This is a genomic window from Chryseobacterium defluvii, assembly GCF_003634775.1.
GTDB classification, from domain to species: Bacteria; Bacteroidota; Bacteroidia; order Flavobacteriales; family Weeksellaceae; genus Chryseobacterium; species Chryseobacterium defluvii.
The window spans coordinates 1,038,822-1,058,874 of record NZ_RBXB01000002.1; the positions used below are offsets into that span (position 1 = coordinate 1,038,822).

Genomic DNA, 20,053 nt, shown 5'->3' on the forward strand with positions numbered 1-20,053 from the left:
TTATTTCTAAATTCTACTAATTTGATAGGATATATAGAATTAATATTTATATTTGCATCAATAAAATTTCAATACTAAATGGAAAACAGTTTGAAAATAGAGTTTGAAACCTTACTGAAAGATTGGGCCGAGCTATCTTTTCAAGGCGATTTTTTACCTAAACTAATAAACAAATTTCCCAATAAAATAGTCTTTTCCACAAGCTTCAGCTATGAGGACCAGGTGGTCACACATTTAATTAAAGATCTGGAAGTAGACATTTTCACGCTGGATACCGGAAGGCTTTTCGAACAGACTTATGAAACCTGGACTTCCACAAAAGCATTTTTCAAAAAAAATATAAAAGCTTATTATCCGGACACGGAAGAGTTGCAAAAATTCGTCACAGAAAACGGACCTGATTCTTTTTATCAATCTGTAGAACAAAGAAAAGCATGTTGCAGTATCCGTAAAGTTCACCCACTAAAAAAAGCACTTCAGGGTTATCATGTATGGATTACCGGATTAAGATCGGAACATTCCCTGAACAGGCAAAATATGCCGCAATTGGAGTGGGATGAGGACAACCAGATCATCAAGTATCATCCGATCCTTCACTGGACAACGCAAGAAGTGACCGATTATATTCAAAAGCATCAGTTACCCTATAACTATCTTCATAAAAAAGGATTTGCCAGTATTGGCTGCGCTCCCTGTACGAGAGCTATTCAGGAGGGGGAGGATTTCAGGGCCGGACGCTGGTGGTGGGAAGATGCCACTAAGAAAGAATGCGGTTTACATATTCATCAATAAAATAAACTAAAAAAATGTCAACATATCAGTTCAATTATTTAGATCAATTAGAATCCGAATCTATTTATATACTAAGGGAAGTAGCGGGTCAATTTGAACGTCCGGCCTTGCTGTTCAGTGGAGGGAAAGACAGCATTGTATTGGCACATCTGGCTTCAAAGGCATTCCGCTATGGAAAAATCCCTTTCAAGTTTGTACATATAGATACCGGTCACAACTTCCCGGAAGTCTTACACTTCCGGGATAAGTTGGTGGCTCAGATAGAAGTGGATTTAATCGTCAGAAAAGTAGAAGATACCATCAGCAAAAGAAAGCTGACAGAGCCTAAAGGAAAATTTCCAAGCAGAAATTGGCTGCAAACATTTACATTACTGGATACCATTGAGGAATTTGAATTGGATGCCTGCATCGGTGGGGCCCGAAGAGATGAAGAAAAAGCCCGCGCCAAAGAAAGGATTTTTTCGGTCAGGGATGAATTCGGACAATGGGACCCTAAGCTTCAGCGTCCTGAATTATGGAATATTTTCAACGGAAGAATCCATAAAGGGGAAAACGTAAGGGTTTTTCCCATAAGTAACTGGACAGAACTTGATATATGGAATTATATCCGCAGAGAGAGCATAGAACTTCCTTCCATTTATTTTTCTCACGAAAGAGAGGTGATAGATCTCAACGGACAATGGATTGCCAATTCTCCATACGCAGACTTAGACTCTGATGATATCATTACAACAAAAAAGATCCGCTACCGTACCGTGGGAGATATGACGTGTACTGCAGCGGTGGAATCTGATGCCGCTACAATTGACAGGGTAATTGAAGAAATTTTAGCCACCCGGATTTCAGAACGGGGCGAAACAAGAATAGATGACAGAGTTACGGAAGCTGCCATGGAAGACCGTAAAAAAGGAGGCTATTTTTAAATATAATTAATACAATATAATTGATAAATGATTTTAAAATACACAAAAAAGCATGTATCATCTATCATTGATCAATTATCATTAATGAATAACATATGGATATTTTAAGATTTATAACTGCAGGAAGTGTCGATGACGGGAAAAGCACCCTTATCGGAAGGCTGCTTTATGATAGCAAAAGTATATTGCAGGACCAGCTGGAAGTCCTGGAAAAACATTCAAAGAATAAAAATGAAGACGGAGTGGATCTTGCCCTTTTAACAGACGGATTACGTGCAGAAAGAGAGCAGGGAATTACGATTGATGTTGCTTACAGATATTTTGCAACTTCAAAAAGAAAGTTCATTATCGCAGATGCCCCCGGACACGTTCAGTATACAAGGAATATGATTACCGGTGCTTCTAATTCCGACTTAATGGTTATTCTCATTGATGCCCGTAAAGGAGTTATTGAACAGACAAGAAGACATTCCATTATTGCATCTCTGCTGAAGCTGAAAAAGGTGGTTGTAGCAATTAACAAAATGGATATGGTGGATTACTCGGAAGAAATTTTTGAAGATATAAGGTCAGATTATTCAAAAATTGCGGAAAATCTGGGTCTGAACAATGTGAGCTATTTTCCTATTTCAGCTCTTAAGGGGGATAATATTGTGTCCTTATCCTCACAGACAGATTGGTATCAGGGGCCTTCTCTGCTGGAATATTTGGAGAATGTGGAACTTAACGAAGATTCTGACAATGGAAACCGTTTCCAGGTTCAATATGTTATTCGTCCGCAAACCGAAGATCTGCACGATTATCGTGGATATGCAGGAAAGATTGTAAGCGGTCAGTTTCAGAAAGGAGATACGGTACACGTTCTTCCGGCAGGCATTACCACTCAGATATCCCGTATTGAAATCAATGGAATTGAAACGGATGAAGCTTTTGAAGGCCAGCCCGTTGTATTGCATATATCGGATGATCTCGATATCAGCAGGGGTGACTTCTTTACCACTTCTGAACAGCTTCCTTATGTAGAAAAAGACATAGATGTATTATTATGCTGGCTTGATCAAAAGTCACTGCAGCCAGGCAATAAATATTTGCTGCAACATCACAGCAGATTATTAAAAGCAGTTGTCAAAGATATTGACTATAAGATTAATGTTAATACCCTAGTTCAGGAAAAGGCAGAGGGAGAAATAAAGCTTAATGAAATCGTAAAGGTCACCCTCAGAACTGCTCAACCTTTGGTTTTTGACAGTTTTATCAATAATAAAAGGACAGGATCGGCTATTCTGGTGGATGAAACATCTAATTCAACAGTTGCAGCATGTATAATTCAGTAAGCGATGGAAAAATCAGACTATTTTATTGAACGAATTTTCAGGAATAAGAAAAGCAACTCTATTGGATTTTTTGATAAGAATACCACGGAAGTGTTTGTCAAAGAGCTATACAAAGTGCTTTTCCTCCCACAGCATATCAATACTGAAGATAAACTGAAAAAAGATTTTGCAAGGCTGCACAATACGCTTTTTAATCTGATCAACAGTATCATCGGTGAGAAAAACCGTGCTGATAAACTGGCTGATCAGTTTTTTGAGGCCTTACCCGAAATATATGATCAGCTGATCTTAGATGCGGAAGCGATTCTGGAATTTGATCCTGCTACAGAATCACCGGAAGAAATTCTTCTGGCTTACCCGGGATATTTTGCAACCTATGTATACCGGATCTCTCATCAGCTTTGGAATCAGGGAATAAGGATACTGCCACGTGTCATATCAGAATATGCCCACAGCAAAACAGGAATAGATATTCATCCGGGAGCACAGATAGGAGAATATTTTTTCATTGATCACGGAACCGGAATTGTGATTGGAGAAACAACCATCATCGGTAATCATGTAAAACTCTATCAAGGAGTAACCCTGGGTGCTTTGCATGTATCCAAAGAAAAAGCCAACCAAAAAAGACATCCGAATATTGAGGACCACGTCATTATTTATTCCGGGGCAACCATTTTGGGAGGAGATACCACCATAGGGAGGGAAAGTATTATCGGGGGCAATGTATGGATTACTCAAAATGTTCCTTCTTATTCTCTGGTTTATCATAAAAGTGAAATAAAAATCAAGGATAACAGCTCACTGCCTGAGTCGTTACACTTTGTTATATAAAATAAAGACAACATAAAATTGAATCGGCATGAAATTCCAAAACACACTAGAAGCAATAGGGAATACACCAGTAGTAAAAATTAATACGCTTTTTAATTCAGATCATGAAATCTGGATCAAACTGGAAAAAAGTAATCCGGGAGGAAGCATCAAAGACAGGATTGCATTAGCCATGATAGAAGATGCGGAAGCCAGGGGATTACTGAACAAAGACAGCGTAATTATAGAGCCTACAAGCGGCAACACAGGAATCGGACTTTCTTTGGTAGCAGCAGTAAAAGGATATAAGCTTATTTTGGTGATGCCTGAAAGCATGAGTGTGGAACGCCGCAAAATTATGGAAGCCTACGGTGCTGAATTTGTGCTTACTCCAAGGGAAAAAGGAATGAAAGGAGCCATTGAAAAAGCCAATGAAGTGGCCCGGGAAACTCCCAACTCATGGATTCCTAAACAGTTTGATAACCCCGCTAACGTACAGGTTCATGTGGAAACAACTGCCCAGGAAATCCTGAATGATTTTCCTGACGGATTGGATTATGTGATTACCGGAGTAGGCACAGGAGGACACATTACGGGAATTGCAAAAGTATTGAAACAAAAATACCCGCACATTAAAGTGTTTGCTGTAGAGCCTGAATTATCTCCAGTTTTAAGTGGGGGAGAGCCGGCGCCTCATCCTCTGCAGGGATTAGGAGCAGGATTTATTCCATCCATTCTGGATACATCTATTCTGGATGGCATCATCAAAGTGGGAAAAGAAGAAGCTTTTGAATATACTCTTAAAGCAGCAAAAAAAGAAGGCCTTTTTGTCGGAATTTCCACCGGTGCTGCCTTGGCCGCAATAGCAAAGCAGCTTCCCGAAATACCATCAGGATCGAAAATAATAACGATTAACTATGATACGGGCGAAAGATATCTGTCCATTGAAGGACTTTTCTAAACTCTAATACACAGATTTACAATGAACAATAGTATTACACCAAAGGTTTACCTTATCGGTGCAGGACCCGGCGACCCTGATCTCATCACTGTAAAAGCAATAAAAGCTATTGCTACAGCAGATGTTATTCTGTCTGACCGTTTGGTTAGCCCCGAAATTCTGGAACAGTATGCTCATAAAAAAGCAGAAATTATATACGTGGGTAAAGAATGCAGCAAAAAGGCATCTACCCCTCAGTCTCTCATTAATCAACTGATGATTGATTATGCCTTTCAGAATAAAACGGTTGCCAGGCTTAAGGGAGGTGATGTATCCATATTCTCCAATATCCTGGATGAACTGCAAGCCTTAAAGCAAAACCACATCCCTTATGAGATCATTCCGGGAATTACAGCAGCATTAGGCGCTGCAGCTTATGCAGGAATGCCTTTAACCGCCAGAAATTATGCTACATCAGTAAGATTTCTTACGTATTATAAATCTGAAATCCTTGATGAAAGCTATTGGAATGAATTAGCAGCTACCGAAGACACCCTCGTATTTTACATGTCTAAAGGAAATCTCTCAAACCTTGTAGAAAAGTTCATAGAACTCAATATTTCAAAAGAGAAAAAAATCGCTGTTATTGAACAGGCAACAACGCCATATCAAAAAGTATATACCTCATCCTTTGAAGATTTCAGTAAAAATTTTGCTGATAAAAACTTTGCATCTCCTTCATTGGTGGTCATAGGCAAGATCGTTGGTTTGCATGAAGAATTCTCGTGGCTGGATAACACAGAACAGGAAGGTCTTTATTTCAAATCGGTATCTAATGGAAGTCTCATCCCTGCAACTCAAAACTTATTTCAATATGCTGTCTGAAGCCAAATTCAATATTTTAAAACAAATATCCGGTGAATTTTCAAGAGATGAAACCATCTGGGCGAGCGGCTATTTAGCTGGATTGGCCGGAGCACCCGTAGGAATTGCCTCTTCACCACAGGTTCCTCATTCTCAAAGTGAAACTTCCAGGAAAATAACACTCGCATATGGCACCGAAACCGGAAACAGCAAAAAGCTGGCCACCGAGCTCGCCGGAATCATCAAGAAAAAAGGAATTCAGGTTAAATTGGCAGATCTCTCCCAATACAAGCCTAAAGACCTCATCAAAGAAGAATTTTTCTTTGTGATCATCAGTACGCAGGGAGAAGGCGAACCACCGATACTTGCCAAAAAATTCTATGATCACATTCATGAGAACGAATTGATTCTTAATCATCTGAAATTCGGAGTTCTGGCTTTAGGAGACAGCAGCTACCCGCAGTTTTGCAAAACAGGAGAGGATATTGATTCCCGTTTTGAAATCCTGGGAGCAGAACGCATCATTCCATTAAAAAAATGTGATATTGATTATGAAGAGGAAGCCCGTCACTGGATCGAGCATGTGTTTGAGGTGACTGCAAAAGCTTCATCAAAACCTCAGCTGAGTTCCGCTTCAAAAGTTGCAACAGGAAGGAAAAAATATCAGGGAAAAGTTTCCGGCATTATCAACCTCAATGACATTACTTCTGATAAGGAGACCTATCATATTGAAATAGAAACGGATGAATCTATCAGTTATCAACCTGGTGATGCTTTGGGAATATTACCTTTCAATCCAAGAAATGTAGTGGATGAAATCATTTCCTTAACAGGGATTGATCCGGAAAAGCAGATTGAAACCCCAAAAGTGACTGCCAGTGCCGACGAACTCCTGTATAAGCACCTTAACATCAGCTACCTGCTGAAAACAACCGTAGCACATTATGCGCAGATGACAGGGCATCATATTCCGGAAACCCGTTTAGGTCTTCTTGATTTGCTCAGGATATATCCCATAAAAAATGCGGAACAATTTGAAGAGATTATTACCATTTTAACCTATCAGGCACCACGCTTATATTCGATTTCCTCCTCTCCTGAAGCTCATGGTGATACCGAAATCCATATTACGGTGGCTAAGTCTGAATACTATATCGATGATCAAAAACAAAATGGAGTATGCAGCGGATTTCTGAGTCAATTCCGGGAAGGAGATCATCTTGAGTTTTATATACAACAAGCCAAGCATTTTAAACTTCCGCAACCGGACAAGGATATGATTATGATAGGGCCGGGAACGGGAATCGCACCTTTCAGGTCTTTTCTTTGGGAACGGGATGCCACAGGAGCAGAAGGAAGGAACTGGCTGTTCTTCGGAGACCGCAATTTCATCTCGGATTTCCTTTACCAATCGGAAATTCAGGATTTCCTGAAAACAGAGACCCTGACTCATCTGGATGTTGCTTTTTCAAGGGATACCACTCAAAAAATATATGTGCAGCATAAGCTGGAACAGAAAGCCCAGGAAGTATTTCAGTGGCTGGAAGCGGGAGCTTCTTTATACCTATGCGGGACCAAAGACCCGATGAGTAAGGATGTGGAAGAAACCCTTCTGAATATTATCCAAAACCAGGGGAAACGAAACAAGGAAGAAGCCCGCATTTATCTTGAAGAAATGGAACTTAACGGGCGATATGCCAAAGATGTGTATTAACTGTATTCTGTAATAACATAAAAAACAACAATGAGCAATAAAGATAATCTTTCCCACGTGGAAAAAATAAAAACAAGCAGTAATGGACTCAGAGGAACATTAAAGGACAGTCTCTCGGATGAGTTCACCGGAGCGATACGGGAAGATGATCAAACCGTTATTAAGTTTCACGGAATGTATCAGCAGGACGACAGGGACAGACGGGAGGAGCGTGTGGCTAAAAAACTGGAATGGCTGTATTCATACATGATCAGATTGAGGCTTCCCGGAGGTTTTTTAACTCCCGAACAATGGATAGGATTGAATGAAGTTGCCGGGAAGCATTCCACGGGAACCATCAAGATCACCACCAGGCAAACCATTCAGTTACACGGTATTCTGAAATCCCATTTGAGGCCTACCATTCAGCAGTTCAATCTGCAGCATCTGGATTCTATTGCGGCGTGTGGGGATGTCAACAGAAACGTTACCTGTACTTCCAATCCTTCCGAATCACCGTTGCATCAGGAAGTGTATGAATTGGCAGGCAAAATCAGTGAAATGTGTTTGCCTAAAACCAAAGCCTATTATGATATCTGGATTGATGATGAATTGCTGATAGACAGAAAAGCAGAGGAAGATCCGTTATATCAGGACAGATATTTACCCCGAAAATTAAAGATCGGAATTGCTATTCCGCCTAACAATGATGTGGATGTATTCATCAATGATATCGGGCTTATCGCCATTATTGAAAACAACAGGGTCATAGGGTATAATATTGCTGCAGGAGGCGGATTAGGAGCCACTCACGGAAATGAAGCCACGTATCCGAGACTTGCTTCCATTCTGGGATTTGTAGATACTGAGGAAAAAGCTTTAAAAGCCGTGTATGAAATTATTACGGTTCAACGCGATTTTGGAAACAGAAGCGACAGAAAATTATCAAGATTAAAATATACCATTGACAAGCTTGGAATAGATGGATACAGAGCAGAAGTGGAAAAAAGAACCGGCTTTGCTTTCGAGCCTGCTAAAGATTTTAAGTTTGAACAAAGAAAAGACCGTTACGGCTGGGTACAGAATCATGAAGGAAAATGGTTCTACACCTTGTTTGTGGAGCACGGAAGAGTTTTAGATATCCAGGAATATCCACTAAAATCCGGGTTATTAAAGATTGCAGAAACAGGAAAAGTCAATTTCCGTTTTACCTGCAACCAGAACCTGATTCTTTCGGATATTAAGGAAGAAGATAAAAGAGACATTGAACTTCTCCTGAAAGAATATGGAATTTCGGACCATACTGAAACTGCAAGTGCTCTCCGCAAAAATTCAGTGGCCTGTGTTGCTTTGAATACCTGTTCTCTGGCTTTGGCAGAAGCACAGCGTTATTTGCCTTCTCTGGTCACGAAAATTGAACCTGTCCTTGAAAAATACGGACTTTTGGAGGAAGATATCACTATCCGGATGACAGGCTGTCCGAACGGTTGCGGCAGGTCTCCCAATGCTGAAATAGGATTTGTAGGAACTGCCTATGGCAAATATAATCTTCATATCGGTGGAGACCGGCTCGGATTGCGCCTCAACACAAAATTTAAAGACAATATCGGGGAAGAGGAAATCCTTGAAGCCCTGGATCAGCTTTTCGGGCTTTATGTACAGGAAAAGCATGCCGGGGAAACATTTGGTGACTTTTCATATCGCTATTTGCAAACCGTAAAATAAATATATGATCAATATTCTTTACCATCAGACAAAATCAAAGAAACACGATCCTCAGCTTTTAGGAATACGAATGTGTATGTGCTGTTTATCATAAATATCGCATCACATTCCTGTTAACCTAAAAAATGATCATCAATGAAACCTAGAAGACAGAATTATTTTCTGCCCAAAACAACTATTTTATTATTTATATTTTTATCCTTTAATGTCTTACAGGCACAGCAACAGCTCATAGAAGTAAGCGGAATTATCAAGCATGTTGATACCCATAAAGGAATTGCCGGAGTGCAGGTACAGATCGAAAACACTCAGGATACGGCCTTGACAGACCAGGAAGGACATTTTATCCTGAGAACAAGGGTTAAAATACCTTTCAGAGTAAGTATCCATAAAGAAGGCTACACAAGCCAGACTGTTGAAATTCTTTCCTTATCGAATAAAATCACCATAGAGCTGAATCCCCAGAACACCATCATTAATGAAGTGGTCATTTCCGCATCCCATGTTCCTGAGAAAGTATTAAGATCGCCCATCGCTATTGAAAAAATAGATATCAAAGCCATCCGCGAAAGTCCGGCTTCGTCATTCTATGAGACACTGGAAAATGTAAAAGGCTTACAGCTTTTAACTTCAAGTCTTACTTTAAAAGTCCCTAATTCCAGAGGATTCAATTCTCCTAATAATTTCCGTTTTATGCAATTGGTAGATGGTGTTGACGTTCAGTCGGCCACATTGGGAGTTCCCCTGGGAAATGCTATTGGACCAACTGAGCTGGATATCCAGTCTATGGAAGTGACTCCCGGTGCGGCTTCCGCCTTGTATGGAATGAATGCTATTAACGGATTAGCCAGTCTTCAGACGAAAGATCCGTTTACTTCTGAAGGTTTAAGCGTTTATTTTCGGGGTGGTGTAAACCATGTAGACAATATTCACCATCAAACTGCCCCTCTCGGTGAAAGTGCCATTAGATTTGCCAAGGCACTTAATCAAAACCTGGCCATAAAGATGAATGCCTCTTACTTCAATGGTGTAGACTGGATCTCGGATAATCATACAGACCAAAATCCCAATTCTCTGATTACGGCCAATCCTAATTTTTCCCTTGCCAACAATCCGGCAGAAGACTTATGGAATAAATATGGAGATGAAAGAAACAACAGGGTAGCGGTAAAGGTAAATTATAATGGGAAGCCGACCACTTTTAATGTTTCAAGGACGGGATATCTTGAAAAGGATCTGGTAAGCCCTGAAGTGAAAAATATAAAATTCGATGCAGGATTGTATTACCGTTTTGGAGACCAGTGGAGAACTTCCTATGTATATCGTTACGGACTTTTAGACGGAACCTTTCAGAGGGGAAACAAGATCCGTCTGCAAAATGCAACGGTTCAGAATCATAAAGTGGAGCTTACCGGCAGGGAACTTACATTCAGAGCTTATGTCTCCATAGAAAATACCGGAGATTCTTATAACCTTAAGCCTTTAGCCGATAATCTTGACCTTACCAACCTCTCTAATAGCAATTGGAGAAACATATTCCAGTCTACTTTACAAAATACCCTGAATGCAGGAGTAAGTCTTAATGATGCTTTCATTCTGGCAAGACAGGAAGCCGATAAAAACAGGGCAGTTCCCGGTACAATTGCCTTTGAGCAGTTAAAGAACACCATTACCAGGATCAACAACTGGGATTCAGCTAATGCAGGAATTGTGGGAGCACCGGAAACAGGAGGCGCAAAACTGGAGCAGAAATCCCGTTTTTATCATGGAGAAATAACGTATGACCTGAGCAGATTCGTAAAAATATTCAGTCTTTTGGCAGGAATAGATTACCGTTTATACAGCATAACTCCCGATGGAAATAATTTTGTCGACTTCAACAGACCTGTAAGCGAAAGAAATATCCCTTTGTCTGACGGTACATTCGGTCAGGATGTGATTTATCAGAAATATGGTGCCTTTGCGCAGCTGACCAAGCTTTTCTTCGATGATCGATTAAAGGTCAATCTGGCATTGCGTGTTGATAGAAATCCTGAATTTGATACTAAATTTAATCCAAGGGTAAGTATAGTATACTCTCCCGTGAACCAGCATAACTTCAGAGCATCCTTTCAGAACGGATTCCGTTTTCCTTCCTTATTTGAAGCTCTTTCCTTTGTGAATAACGGCAATGTAAGAAGAGTAGGAGGACTTACGAAAGTTAATGAAGGATTAGGCTACCTTGACAATTCATATACGCTTGCTTCCATTGACCAATTCACCTCTGCTGTTAATGCCGCCGTAGATGGAGGTGCCACACAGAACCAGGCTGCTCTGGACAACAGAAATCTTTTAGTGGTAGCCAATCTGCAAAAATTGCAGCCGGAAAAAATCAATTCCTTTGAAATGGGATACAAATCTGTATTCTTCAATAATAAACTGGTGATGGACTGGGATTTTTATTACAACATCTATGAAGGCTTTCTGGGACAGGTAGAAGTCGCTGTCCCTAAAAACGGGAAAGTAGGGACAGATCAAGCCGTTCTTGATATGCTTGACCGCAGCAAACAGGACAGATACAGAGTCTATACCAACAGCAATAAAACGTACAAAAGTTATGGTACCTCATTAGGAATCCGTTATAATCTGATTAAGAATTATAATATTAATGCCAATGTATCTTACAATGACCTCATATCTTCCAATAGATCGGATCTTTTTATTACCTCCTTCAACACTCCTAAATGGACAGTAAATGTAAGTGTGGGAAACAGGGAGATTATTAAGAATATAGGCTTCACTGTCGTGGCAAGATGGCAGGACGGTTTCTTATGGGAAAGTCCATTGGCTTCCGGAGAAATTCCGGCCTATTATACCATTGACGCACAGGCTACCTGGAGAATTCCTGAAATTAAAGCTCAGGTTAAAATAGGAGCGACCAACCTATTGAACCGCCGTTATTTTCAATATGCTGCAGGTCCTGAAGTCGGTGGACTATACTATGTGGCTTTTACCTATGATTTAAAACTGTAATATCAAGATGAGTAATACGTTGTATCCTGTATTTTTAAAGCTTGAAAAGCTATCCTTGCTTATCATCGGAGGCGGAAAAGTTGCCCTGGAAAAGCTTCAATCGGTTCTTTCCAATTCTCCTGAAACTCCTATTACATTAGTTGCTAAGGAAATCATACCTGAGATTAAAGCTTTACAAGAAACCTATCCGAATCTGATCATACATGAAAGAGCTTATCACAACGAAGATTTCAATAAGGCAGATCTTGTAATTGCAGCGGTAAATGATATTGACCTGGCTACACAGATCCGAATAACAGCTAATTCCTGTAATTTACTTGTCAATATTGCTGATAAACCTGAATTATGTGATTTTTACCTGGGATCGATTGTCAGAAAAGGAGACCTCAAAATTGCTGTTTCCACCAATGGAAAATCTCCCACTATAGCCAAAAGAGTGCGCGAAACCTTAGCAGAGGCTATTCCGGATGAAATAGACCATGTATTAGACAATATGCAGGATATACGCAATCAGCTGAAAGGAGATTTCGATTACAAAGTGAAGGAGCTTAACAGACTAACGACCGAATATCTGAATGAAGAGAAAGAGAGTAATTCTCAATCGGATCTCGAAATGGAAAAGCTGATCCGGATTACCAAAACAGTACAGAAAAGAGCTAATATTTATCTCGGAATCATCGGGGTTTTGATCCTTTTCGGATTGTTGGGTATTATAATTTACCAGTTTGATCTTTCAGGAGATATACAGACTTTTCTTAATAAAGACGGGCATATTTTTTACTGGATGCTATTGGCGGGCTTTCTGGCGGAAATTGTCGCAGGATCAATGGGAATGGGATACGGAGTGATTTGTACCACCATCTTACTGATATTGAATGTTCCGCCACCGGTCATCAGTGCGAGTATTCATTCTGCAGAATCTTTTACAACTGCGGCTGGAAGCGTCAGTCACTACAAACTGGGGAATGTCAATAAAAAGTTGGTTTGGGTATTGTTTCCTTTAGCTATTGCAGGTTCAATAGCAGGAGCATTAATGCTGTCTCATTACGGTGAATCTTATGCTCACATCGTAAAACCTCTCATTGCATGTTATACATTCTACTTAGGTTTGAATATTCTAAAGAATGCTTTTAAAGAAAAAAAGGAAGGTACCGTAAAAACCGAAAGAAAAACCAATCTCAGAATACTGGGATTTATCGGGGGATTTATTGATTCTTTTGCCGGCGGTGGATGGGGGCCGTTGGTTACCGGAACACTGATCAAAGAAGGAAGAACACCCAGATATGTTGTTGGAAGCTCCACGGTAGCTAAATTTCTTCTTACCATAACGAGTGCCATAACCTTTATTTTTACCATAGGTATTCATCACTGGAATATTGTATTGGGGCTTTTACTGGGTGGTGTTTTTACCGCTCCCTTTTCCGCGATGCTCACTTCCAGGTTGCCCACTAAGAAAATGTTTGTAACGGTAGGGGTCGTTGTCATTATTATGAGTATTATATCTATCGTAAAAGCATTATTATAGTATTAATTAGAGCCGGAATGGTGTTGTTGCCAATTAAAATCTACTTAGTTATATTATCATAAAGAGTTATACTGATACAGTATAGCCCTTTTATTAGCCAGAATAGTTATTGGTAAGCGTCTGAAAAACATATTCTTTATAATTAGTCCCGATAGGAATTTCCTTTTGTCCGATTTCCACGTCATGAACAGTAAAAGCCGTTATTTTTTGAGGATTAACAATAAAAGACCTGTGAATACGCAAAAACCGGAATGGTTTCAGTTCAGATTCCATATCACTGATTTTGTATTTAGCCACTATTTTTTGGTGGCTGCAATGAATGGTTATATAATCTTTCAAGCTTTCTACATACAGAATATCCTCAATCTGTAACTTGTAAAATTTCCCTCCGGATTTAATATGAATATACTGATCGGCAACCGGGATCGCCGGAACAGCAGGCTGTATCTGAACCGTTCTGAGATAGCGGTCTATAGCTTTGAAAAAGCGGTCAAATGTAATAGGTTTCAAGAGATAATCTATAATATCCAGATCATACCCATCCAATGCGTATTCCCTATACGCTGTGGTAACAATCACTGCAGGAGGGTTTTTGAGTGTTTTCAGAAAATCTATTCCCGAAATCTGAGGCATTTTGATATCCAGAAAAATAAGATCTATAGTTTCCGTTCTCAACATTTCCAACGCTTTGATAGCATTGTTGCAGCTTGCCATTACTTCAAACATATCAAGCTTTTCCAGATGCGTCTCAAGCAGCCGGATCGCTAAAGGCTCGTCATCAACTAAAAGACATTTTATTTTCATGCTTGGATTTTAGATCTGTTATAATCAATAAAGTTACAAAAGTACTGTCTTTGATGTAAGTTTTAAATTCATGATTCTGAGGATACACCAAACTCAGCTGCTTTCGAATATTTTCCAGTCCGATTTTTTCTCCCGGCTCATGATGCTCCCGGGCAATACATGTATTGGAAACTTTAAAACAGAAATTCCCGTCTTTCAGTTTAAGATCTATATCAATACCCGGAAAGCCTATATCTTCACCGGCCCCATGTTTAAAAGCATTTTCTACGATCGACAAAAGAATTAAAGGGACAATATCCAGATCTTCATCTATGGAATATCTGAAATTTACCCTTAACCGTTCATCATACCTCAATTTTTCAAGATCAATATAGTTCTTCAGCAATTTAATCTCCGTTGAGACCGGTACATAATGACTATTACAACGATAAAGAACATGGTCTAAAATCTCAGATAAACCCGCTATAGACGGAGAAGTAATGGGAGAATTGACTAACGACAGTGAATAGATGTTATTAAGGGTGTTAAACAAAAAATGGGGATTAAGCTGAGCTTTCAATGCATTTAATTCAGTTTCTGTTTTTTCTTTCTCTAGCAGCAATGTCCGTTGCTTTATTACGTACTGGTCTTTAACCAATTTGATGAAGCCAAAAATCCATGCAAGGGAAAAGTTTTGCAAAAAATAAACAACGACAAGCTTTCTTATATCCGTAAGAATTTCTATAATGGACTCCTTCTCGAAAGGAGGCTCCCGGATGATCGGCTCCAAAACATGCACAACCATTATTCTTGAAAATGCACTTATTAAGTAGCTGCCGGTAACGAAATACAGGATAACAACGGGATAATTATCTCCCCTTAACAGCTTTGGAATAATAAAGTAAGCAACAAAGTAGCAAGCCATCATATAAAAAGATACATAAAAAATATTTTCAATCAATGTATCACGGAAACTCATATCCTGCTGATATTGAGGAACAATAAATACGACCAGCCAGAATAAAACATGGCTGGAAACACGGTAAATCGTACTATAACGAATTGCTTTTTCTAAAATCGACATTGCACATCAAATATACCATTTCATAGAAACAATATTCCAAGTAAAGATAAATACCCTGAATTATGAGATGAATAGAGTAAAATGGCAGATGAAATGGATTGAGGGGTTATTAGGCTTTATAAAGGTACATTTATATTATATAGAGCTATCTGATGCATTTTGAATGCATCAATATCACATCTTCGCACCAAGAAATTAAAAATATGAATACTACAAAAATTATTTTCCTGGTGCTTATGTTCTGTACGTTGCAGCCAATGATAGCTCAGGACATTAAAAAGGTTCAGTTAAAAGGCCGGATATTGAGTGAACAAACCCGATTACCGCTGGAAAATGCAACAATCACTATAACTTCCGTTTCAGATACAAAAAACGGAGCTTCTGTTGCCAGTGATATAAATGGAGAATTCGAAATACAGACAGAGGCGGGAATATATGCTATACAGATTGATCTTACATCTTTCAAGTCCGTTTTGCTGGACAACAGGCAAATCAATCAGGATTTTAACCTGGGCGATTTATTCTTAGAGGACGATTTTCAACTTTTAAAGGCGGTCAATATTGCAGGAGAAAAAACCGGCACCTCACTTAATCTCGATACAAGAACTTTTTATGTAGGGAAAGATATCATGTCAAAAGGTGGAAACGCCAATGACATATTAAGCAACGTGCCGTCTGTAAGTGTTGATAACAACGGCACTGTAAGTTTAAGAGGAAATGCAGGAGTAAGAGTGGTCATTAATGGGAAACCCTCCGTAATGTCAATGAATAACGGTTTGGAGCAAATACCTGCGAGCCAGATCGAAAAAGTAGAAGTCATCACCAACCCTTCTGCAAAATACGAATCACAGGGAGCGGCAGGAATAATCAACATCGTATTGAAGAAAAACACACTATACGGTTTAAATGGCTCCGTACAAGCCGGTGCAGGAGATCCCGCAAACTATAACGGCAATATTAATCTTAGTTATAAAAAGGAAAGATTTAACCTGTTTACTAATGTTGGAGTCCGTTTCAGGAAGCTGGATATTAAAGAGGATAAAGTACAAACTACTTTTAATAACGGCGAGAAAAATACCCTGCTGCAAAGTAATACAACAGACAGGCGCGATCGGAATTATAACTTCTATATTGGCGGTGACTATTATTTCAATACCGGGAACACTTTAACAGGAAGCTTCTATCATAGTACATTGATTCTTAATAATCATATTGACTACAATTATGATTATTATAATGCCGATCATACGATAGATACTTCAATCTATCGTTTTGAACATTATAAAGAACCCAAAAAATACAATCAGCTAGAACTTAATTACGTCAAAACTTCTGAAGAAAAAGATAAAAGCTGGACAACAAGCCTGCAATACGATTTCTGGAACGATGATGAAAACCAGAATATCACACAACGGACCGTATTTCCGAATGAAAGCCCTGATGATAACCTGATTACCCGAAATATAGAAAGCAGCAATGATATCTTTATTCAAAGTGATTATGTGAAAACAAAAAATAATAGCAAATTGGAAACAGGAGTAAGGGGTAACTTTCGCGCTATAAGAAGTGATTACCTGGCCCAATCGAACGGATTATCACTTCCCGAATATAATAATAAGCTGAATTATGATGAAAACCTAATCGGAGCTTACCTGCAATGGGGTGACAAGATAAATAAATGGAGCTACCTGCTAGGAATAAGGGCAGAAATGTCCCTGATCGGAATTTCCGATCGGGTAGGTACTTTCACCCAGGATAAACATTATACAGATTTTTTTCCTACTCTACACTTAGGATATAAGCTACAGGAAAGCATAGACCTGCAATTAAGCTACAGCAGAAGGATCAACAGACCCGAATTCTGGCAATTAAATCCTTTTGGCGGACTTTCCGATTTACGCAATCTTACGATCGGTAATCCGGATTTAGACCCTACATATACCCATTCAATAGAGTTTTCCTTTTTAAAGAAAGCAAATAAATTCACCATTACTCCGGCTATTTATTATAAGCATACCACCAATTATTTTCAATATGTTTTGAAACAGACCCAGGATGGAAACTTCCTGCGCACCCCAATCAACCTGGATTATGAAGAAAGATACGGCCTTGAAGTTTCAGGGACATACAAACCCCTGAATTGGTGGAATCTCACCTTCAATTTCAATTATTACGGTTTTAAACAAAAGGGAAATTTTGAAGGAAAAGAATATAAATCCCAAAATAAAATGTGGAACACCCAAATTAACTCCAGAATGAAACTCCCTGAAAACCTGACCATAGAATCCATGTTTAGCTATAGGGGAAAATATCATGATATCCAATCTTTAAACAAGCCCGTGTACAGGCTCAATATAGCAGTAAGCAAAGATATATTAAAAGAAAAAATGACTATTGCCGTTGCCTTTAACAATATTCTCAACTCTCTTATTGAAAGGCAAGAGCTACATACAAACGATTACCAGCTCCAATCTACAAATTATGGAGTAGGCCGGATGATTAATCTTACCATAGCCTATCGCTTCAATAGAAAAAAAGGAGAAAAAGACCGTTTACCCGATGAAAATTAAAAGTTTTGAAGTAAATAAAACATCAAATTATTAATAACAGGATAAAAGGATTTGAAAAAAAGGGTAGTATGACCACATGCCAAAATTTATTTTTTCAATGAAAATTTTACTAGAAAAAATAATATTCAATGTAAAGTTTTTGAATCTAAAACGTACCAATCCATTAATTTTCTTTATTTTCAAATAATCATTAAATAACGTTTATATTAACGAGATATTAAACAATAAAATAATTTAATTATTTTATTCAAAATTAGATTGACATATTGTTATTATTCATATCTTAGTGATGTAATAATCAAATAAAATATTTACACATGAAAAACTTAAAAAAATTGAACAGAAACGAATTGAGAACTATTTCAGGAAACGGATTACTTGACAACATTACCGGGGCAGTAGGTGGCCTTGGTGCTGCTGTTGGAGGGGCCGTTGGAGGTGCAGGCAGTGTTGTTGGGGGCGCTATAGGTGGCGTTGTTGGTGTAGTTGGCGGCGTGGTCAGCGGTACAGGCGCTGTTGCAGCCAATACATTATGTGAGGTACAATGCGTAATTAATGGTATTGTAACCATTAAATTACTGGCATGTGGATCTACTTGCTAAGATAAAAATATTCATGTTACTAATAACCGCTCCAAAAGAGCGGTTTTTAATTAGCATATATAGAATTTTCATCTATTTAAAATACCATATTTTTATGATATTTCTCCACTAAAATAATTGTGGTACCAGTAATGCTCATCTTAATCTGTTACTTTTAAATGCTGTATTTGCCCGTTAGCAATTTCAAAATGAAATTTTAATACAATTGGGCTTCCGGGAAAATTTCCCGAAACTTCTGCTTTTAAAATGCTTTTCGTTTCATTTTCTTCATAACTGACAGGTTTCATAACCGATTTGTAATGCTCGTTGGAATCTGCGATCCAATGCTGTATTTCTTTTCTTCCGTTGTACATTTTTCCTTCATCAAAAACAACAGCTGTATCAGAAAAACAATTGGCGTAGGAAACGCTATCAAAATCGTTCTGGGCTTTTACTAAATCTGTGATTACTTTAGGTAAATTCATTTTTTATTTTTTTTAAAATTATTAAACTGTTGGTACGGTACCACCGTCGATTACAAATTCAGTTCCTGTTAAATAATTGGCTCTTGGCGAAATAAGAAAACCAACTAATTCAGCTACTTCTTCAGGTTCAGCAGGTCTTCCGAAAGGTATTCCTCCCAATGCATCCATCACACTTTGTTGCGCTTCTTCTACAGTACTACTCGCGTTTCTCGCAATTTCACCCAGCCAGGCTTCCGATGCTGTTGTATTGATCCACCCTGGCGAAACAGTCAGTACCCGAACACCTTTGGGGGTAACTTCGTTCGATAGACTTTTACTATAGTTTCTCAATCCTGCTTTTGAAGCTGCATAAGGTAAAGTTGAATCATAAAGTGGTAATTTACCTTGAATTGAAGCGATATGAATAATAACACCGGTTTTGCGTTCGATCATTTGTGGTAAGAATCCTCTGTCCAACCGAACCGGGGCAAGCAAATTAGCTTGTAGGGTTGATTCCCAATCTTCATCTGTTAATACGGCAAAGCCTCCAGCGGGTGTTGAGGAAGAACCCAGATTGTTCACAAGAATATCCAGCTTCCCATAAGTTGACAACACTTCGCTGATTACTTTTTGTGCTCCTTCCTCCTTACTCAAATCAGAAGAAATAAAATGCAAATTGGTATTCTCTTTTTCAGGTGCGTTTCTTGCTGTAATAATAACCGTTGCTCCAGCTTGCAGCAGCCTTTCCGCAATTGCTTTTCCGGCACCTTTTGTACCTCCAGTTACCAATGCAATCTTGCCTGATAACTCATTGTTGAAATTAAATTGTTCCATTTTTAAGAATTGTTTATAGGACAAAATTGGGGTATAAAAACAGTTTGCACAAGTACGGAATTACGATTCATATAGGGATAAATTATTCCCCTATTGTACAAACCGGAACATACGTT

At 38.8% G+C, this 20,053-nt stretch carries 16 protein-coding genes; 12 read left to right on the forward strand and 4 right to left on the reverse strand.

The features are described 5' to 3' along the window. Positions 1–78 precede the first annotated feature (78 nt). From BCF58_RS11560 to BCF58_RS11605, 10 genes are all read left to right on the forward strand, one after another. The gene (locus tag BCF58_RS11560) at positions 79–792 is read left to right on the forward strand and encodes a phosphoadenylyl-sulfate reductase (protein WP_121461924.1); all 714 of its coding nucleotides are present in this window, start codon (positions 79–81) and stop codon (positions 790–792) included. A 14-nt stretch (positions 793–806) separates the two neighbouring features. After that, on the forward strand, positions 807–1,715 hold the full coding sequence (gene cysD, locus BCF58_RS11565) for a sulfate adenylyltransferase subunit CysD (protein ID WP_121461925.1): 909 nt from the start codon (positions 807–809) through the stop codon (positions 1,713–1,715). A gap of 95 nt (positions 1,716–1,810) precedes the next feature. Then, positions 1,811–3,049 carry a sulfate adenylyltransferase subunit 1 gene (locus BCF58_RS11570; protein WP_121461926.1) on the forward strand — a complete coding sequence of 413 codons (1,239 nt, stop codon included), beginning with the start codon at positions 1,811–1,813 and terminating at the stop codon, positions 3,047–3,049. 3 nt (positions 3,050–3,052) lie between these two features. Further along, a complete protein-coding gene (gene epsC / locus BCF58_RS11575; RefSeq protein ID WP_121461927.1) occupies positions 3,053–3,883 on the forward strand; it encodes a serine O-acetyltransferase EpsC in 831 nt (276 codons plus the stop codon). 28 nt (positions 3,884–3,911) lie between these two features. Next, positions 3,912–4,823, forward strand: coding sequence for a cysteine synthase A (gene cysK, locus BCF58_RS11580; RefSeq protein ID WP_121461928.1), 912 nt, complete (start codon positions 3,912–3,914; stop codon positions 4,821–4,823). 21 nt (positions 4,824–4,844) lie between these two features. After that, positions 4,845–5,687, forward strand: a complete 843-nt coding sequence (gene cobA / locus BCF58_RS11585) for a uroporphyrinogen-III C-methyltransferase (protein ID WP_121461929.1) — start codon at positions 4,845–4,847, stop codon at positions 5,685–5,687. Next, on the forward strand, positions 5,638–7,380 hold the full coding sequence (locus tag BCF58_RS11590; RefSeq protein WP_228434787.1) for a diflavin oxidoreductase: 1,743 nt from the start codon (positions 5,638–5,640) through the stop codon (positions 7,378–7,380). The genes cobA and BCF58_RS11590 overlap by 50 nt, the downstream gene beginning before the upstream one ends. Before the next feature lie 30 nt (positions 7,381–7,410). Beyond that, on the forward strand, positions 7,411–9,084 hold the full coding sequence (gene cysI, locus BCF58_RS11595) for an assimilatory sulfite reductase (NADPH) hemoprotein subunit (protein ID WP_121461931.1): 1,674 nt from the start codon (positions 7,411–7,413) through the stop codon (positions 9,082–9,084). A 135-nt stretch (positions 9,085–9,219) separates the two neighbouring features. Continuing rightward, positions 9,220–12,096, forward strand: coding sequence for a TonB-dependent receptor (locus BCF58_RS11600; protein WP_121461932.1), 2,877 nt, complete (start codon positions 9,220–9,222; stop codon positions 12,094–12,096). Positions 12,097–12,103: 7 nt separating this feature from the next. After that, positions 12,104–13,621 carry a TSUP family transporter gene (locus BCF58_RS11605; RefSeq protein ID WP_121461933.1) on the forward strand — a complete coding sequence of 506 codons (1,518 nt, stop codon included), beginning with the start codon at positions 12,104–12,106 and terminating at the stop codon, positions 13,619–13,621. A 93-nt stretch (positions 13,622–13,714) separates the two neighbouring features. On the opposite strand, the gene BCF58_RS11610 is transcribed toward BCF58_RS11605, so the two are convergent. Continuing rightward, on the reverse strand, positions 13,715–14,425 hold the full coding sequence (locus BCF58_RS11610) for a LytR/AlgR family response regulator transcription factor (RefSeq protein WP_121461934.1): 711 nt from the start codon (positions 14,423–14,425) through the stop codon (positions 13,715–13,717). Beyond that, positions 14,400–15,488 carry a sensor histidine kinase gene (locus BCF58_RS11615; protein WP_121461935.1) on the reverse strand — a complete coding sequence of 363 codons (1,089 nt, stop codon included), beginning with the start codon at positions 15,486–15,488 and terminating at the stop codon, positions 14,400–14,402. Before BCF58_RS11615 ends, BCF58_RS11610 begins: the two co-directional genes overlap by 26 nt. A gap of 203 nt (positions 15,489–15,691) precedes the next feature. Here BCF58_RS11615 and BCF58_RS11620 point away from each other — a divergent pair, with 203 nt between their 5' ends. Then, on the forward strand, positions 15,692–18,058 hold the full coding sequence (locus BCF58_RS11620; RefSeq protein WP_170149006.1) for a TonB-dependent receptor domain-containing protein: 2,367 nt from the start codon (positions 15,692–15,694) through the stop codon (positions 18,056–18,058). A gap of 317 nt (positions 18,059–18,375) precedes the next feature. Then, the gene (locus BCF58_RS17410; protein ID WP_449384893.1) at positions 18,376–18,660 is read left to right on the forward strand and encodes a bacteriocin-like protein; all 285 of its coding nucleotides are present in this window, start codon (positions 18,376–18,378) and stop codon (positions 18,658–18,660) included. Positions 18,661–18,800: 140 nt separating this feature from the next. Here BCF58_RS17410 and BCF58_RS11630 read toward each other — a convergent pair whose 3' ends face one another. Together BCF58_RS11630 and BCF58_RS11635 are read right to left on the reverse strand one after the other, a co-directional pair. Continuing rightward, positions 18,801–19,124: a nuclear transport factor 2 family protein gene (locus tag BCF58_RS11630; RefSeq protein WP_121461938.1), complete on the reverse strand. Its 324-nt coding sequence runs from the start codon at positions 19,122–19,124 to the stop codon at positions 18,801–18,803. A 21-nt stretch (positions 19,125–19,145) separates the two neighbouring features. After that, positions 19,146–19,937: an SDR family oxidoreductase gene (locus tag BCF58_RS11635; protein WP_121461939.1), complete on the reverse strand. Its 792-nt coding sequence runs from the start codon at positions 19,935–19,937 to the stop codon at positions 19,146–19,148. Positions 19,938–20,053 lie beyond the last annotated feature (116 nt).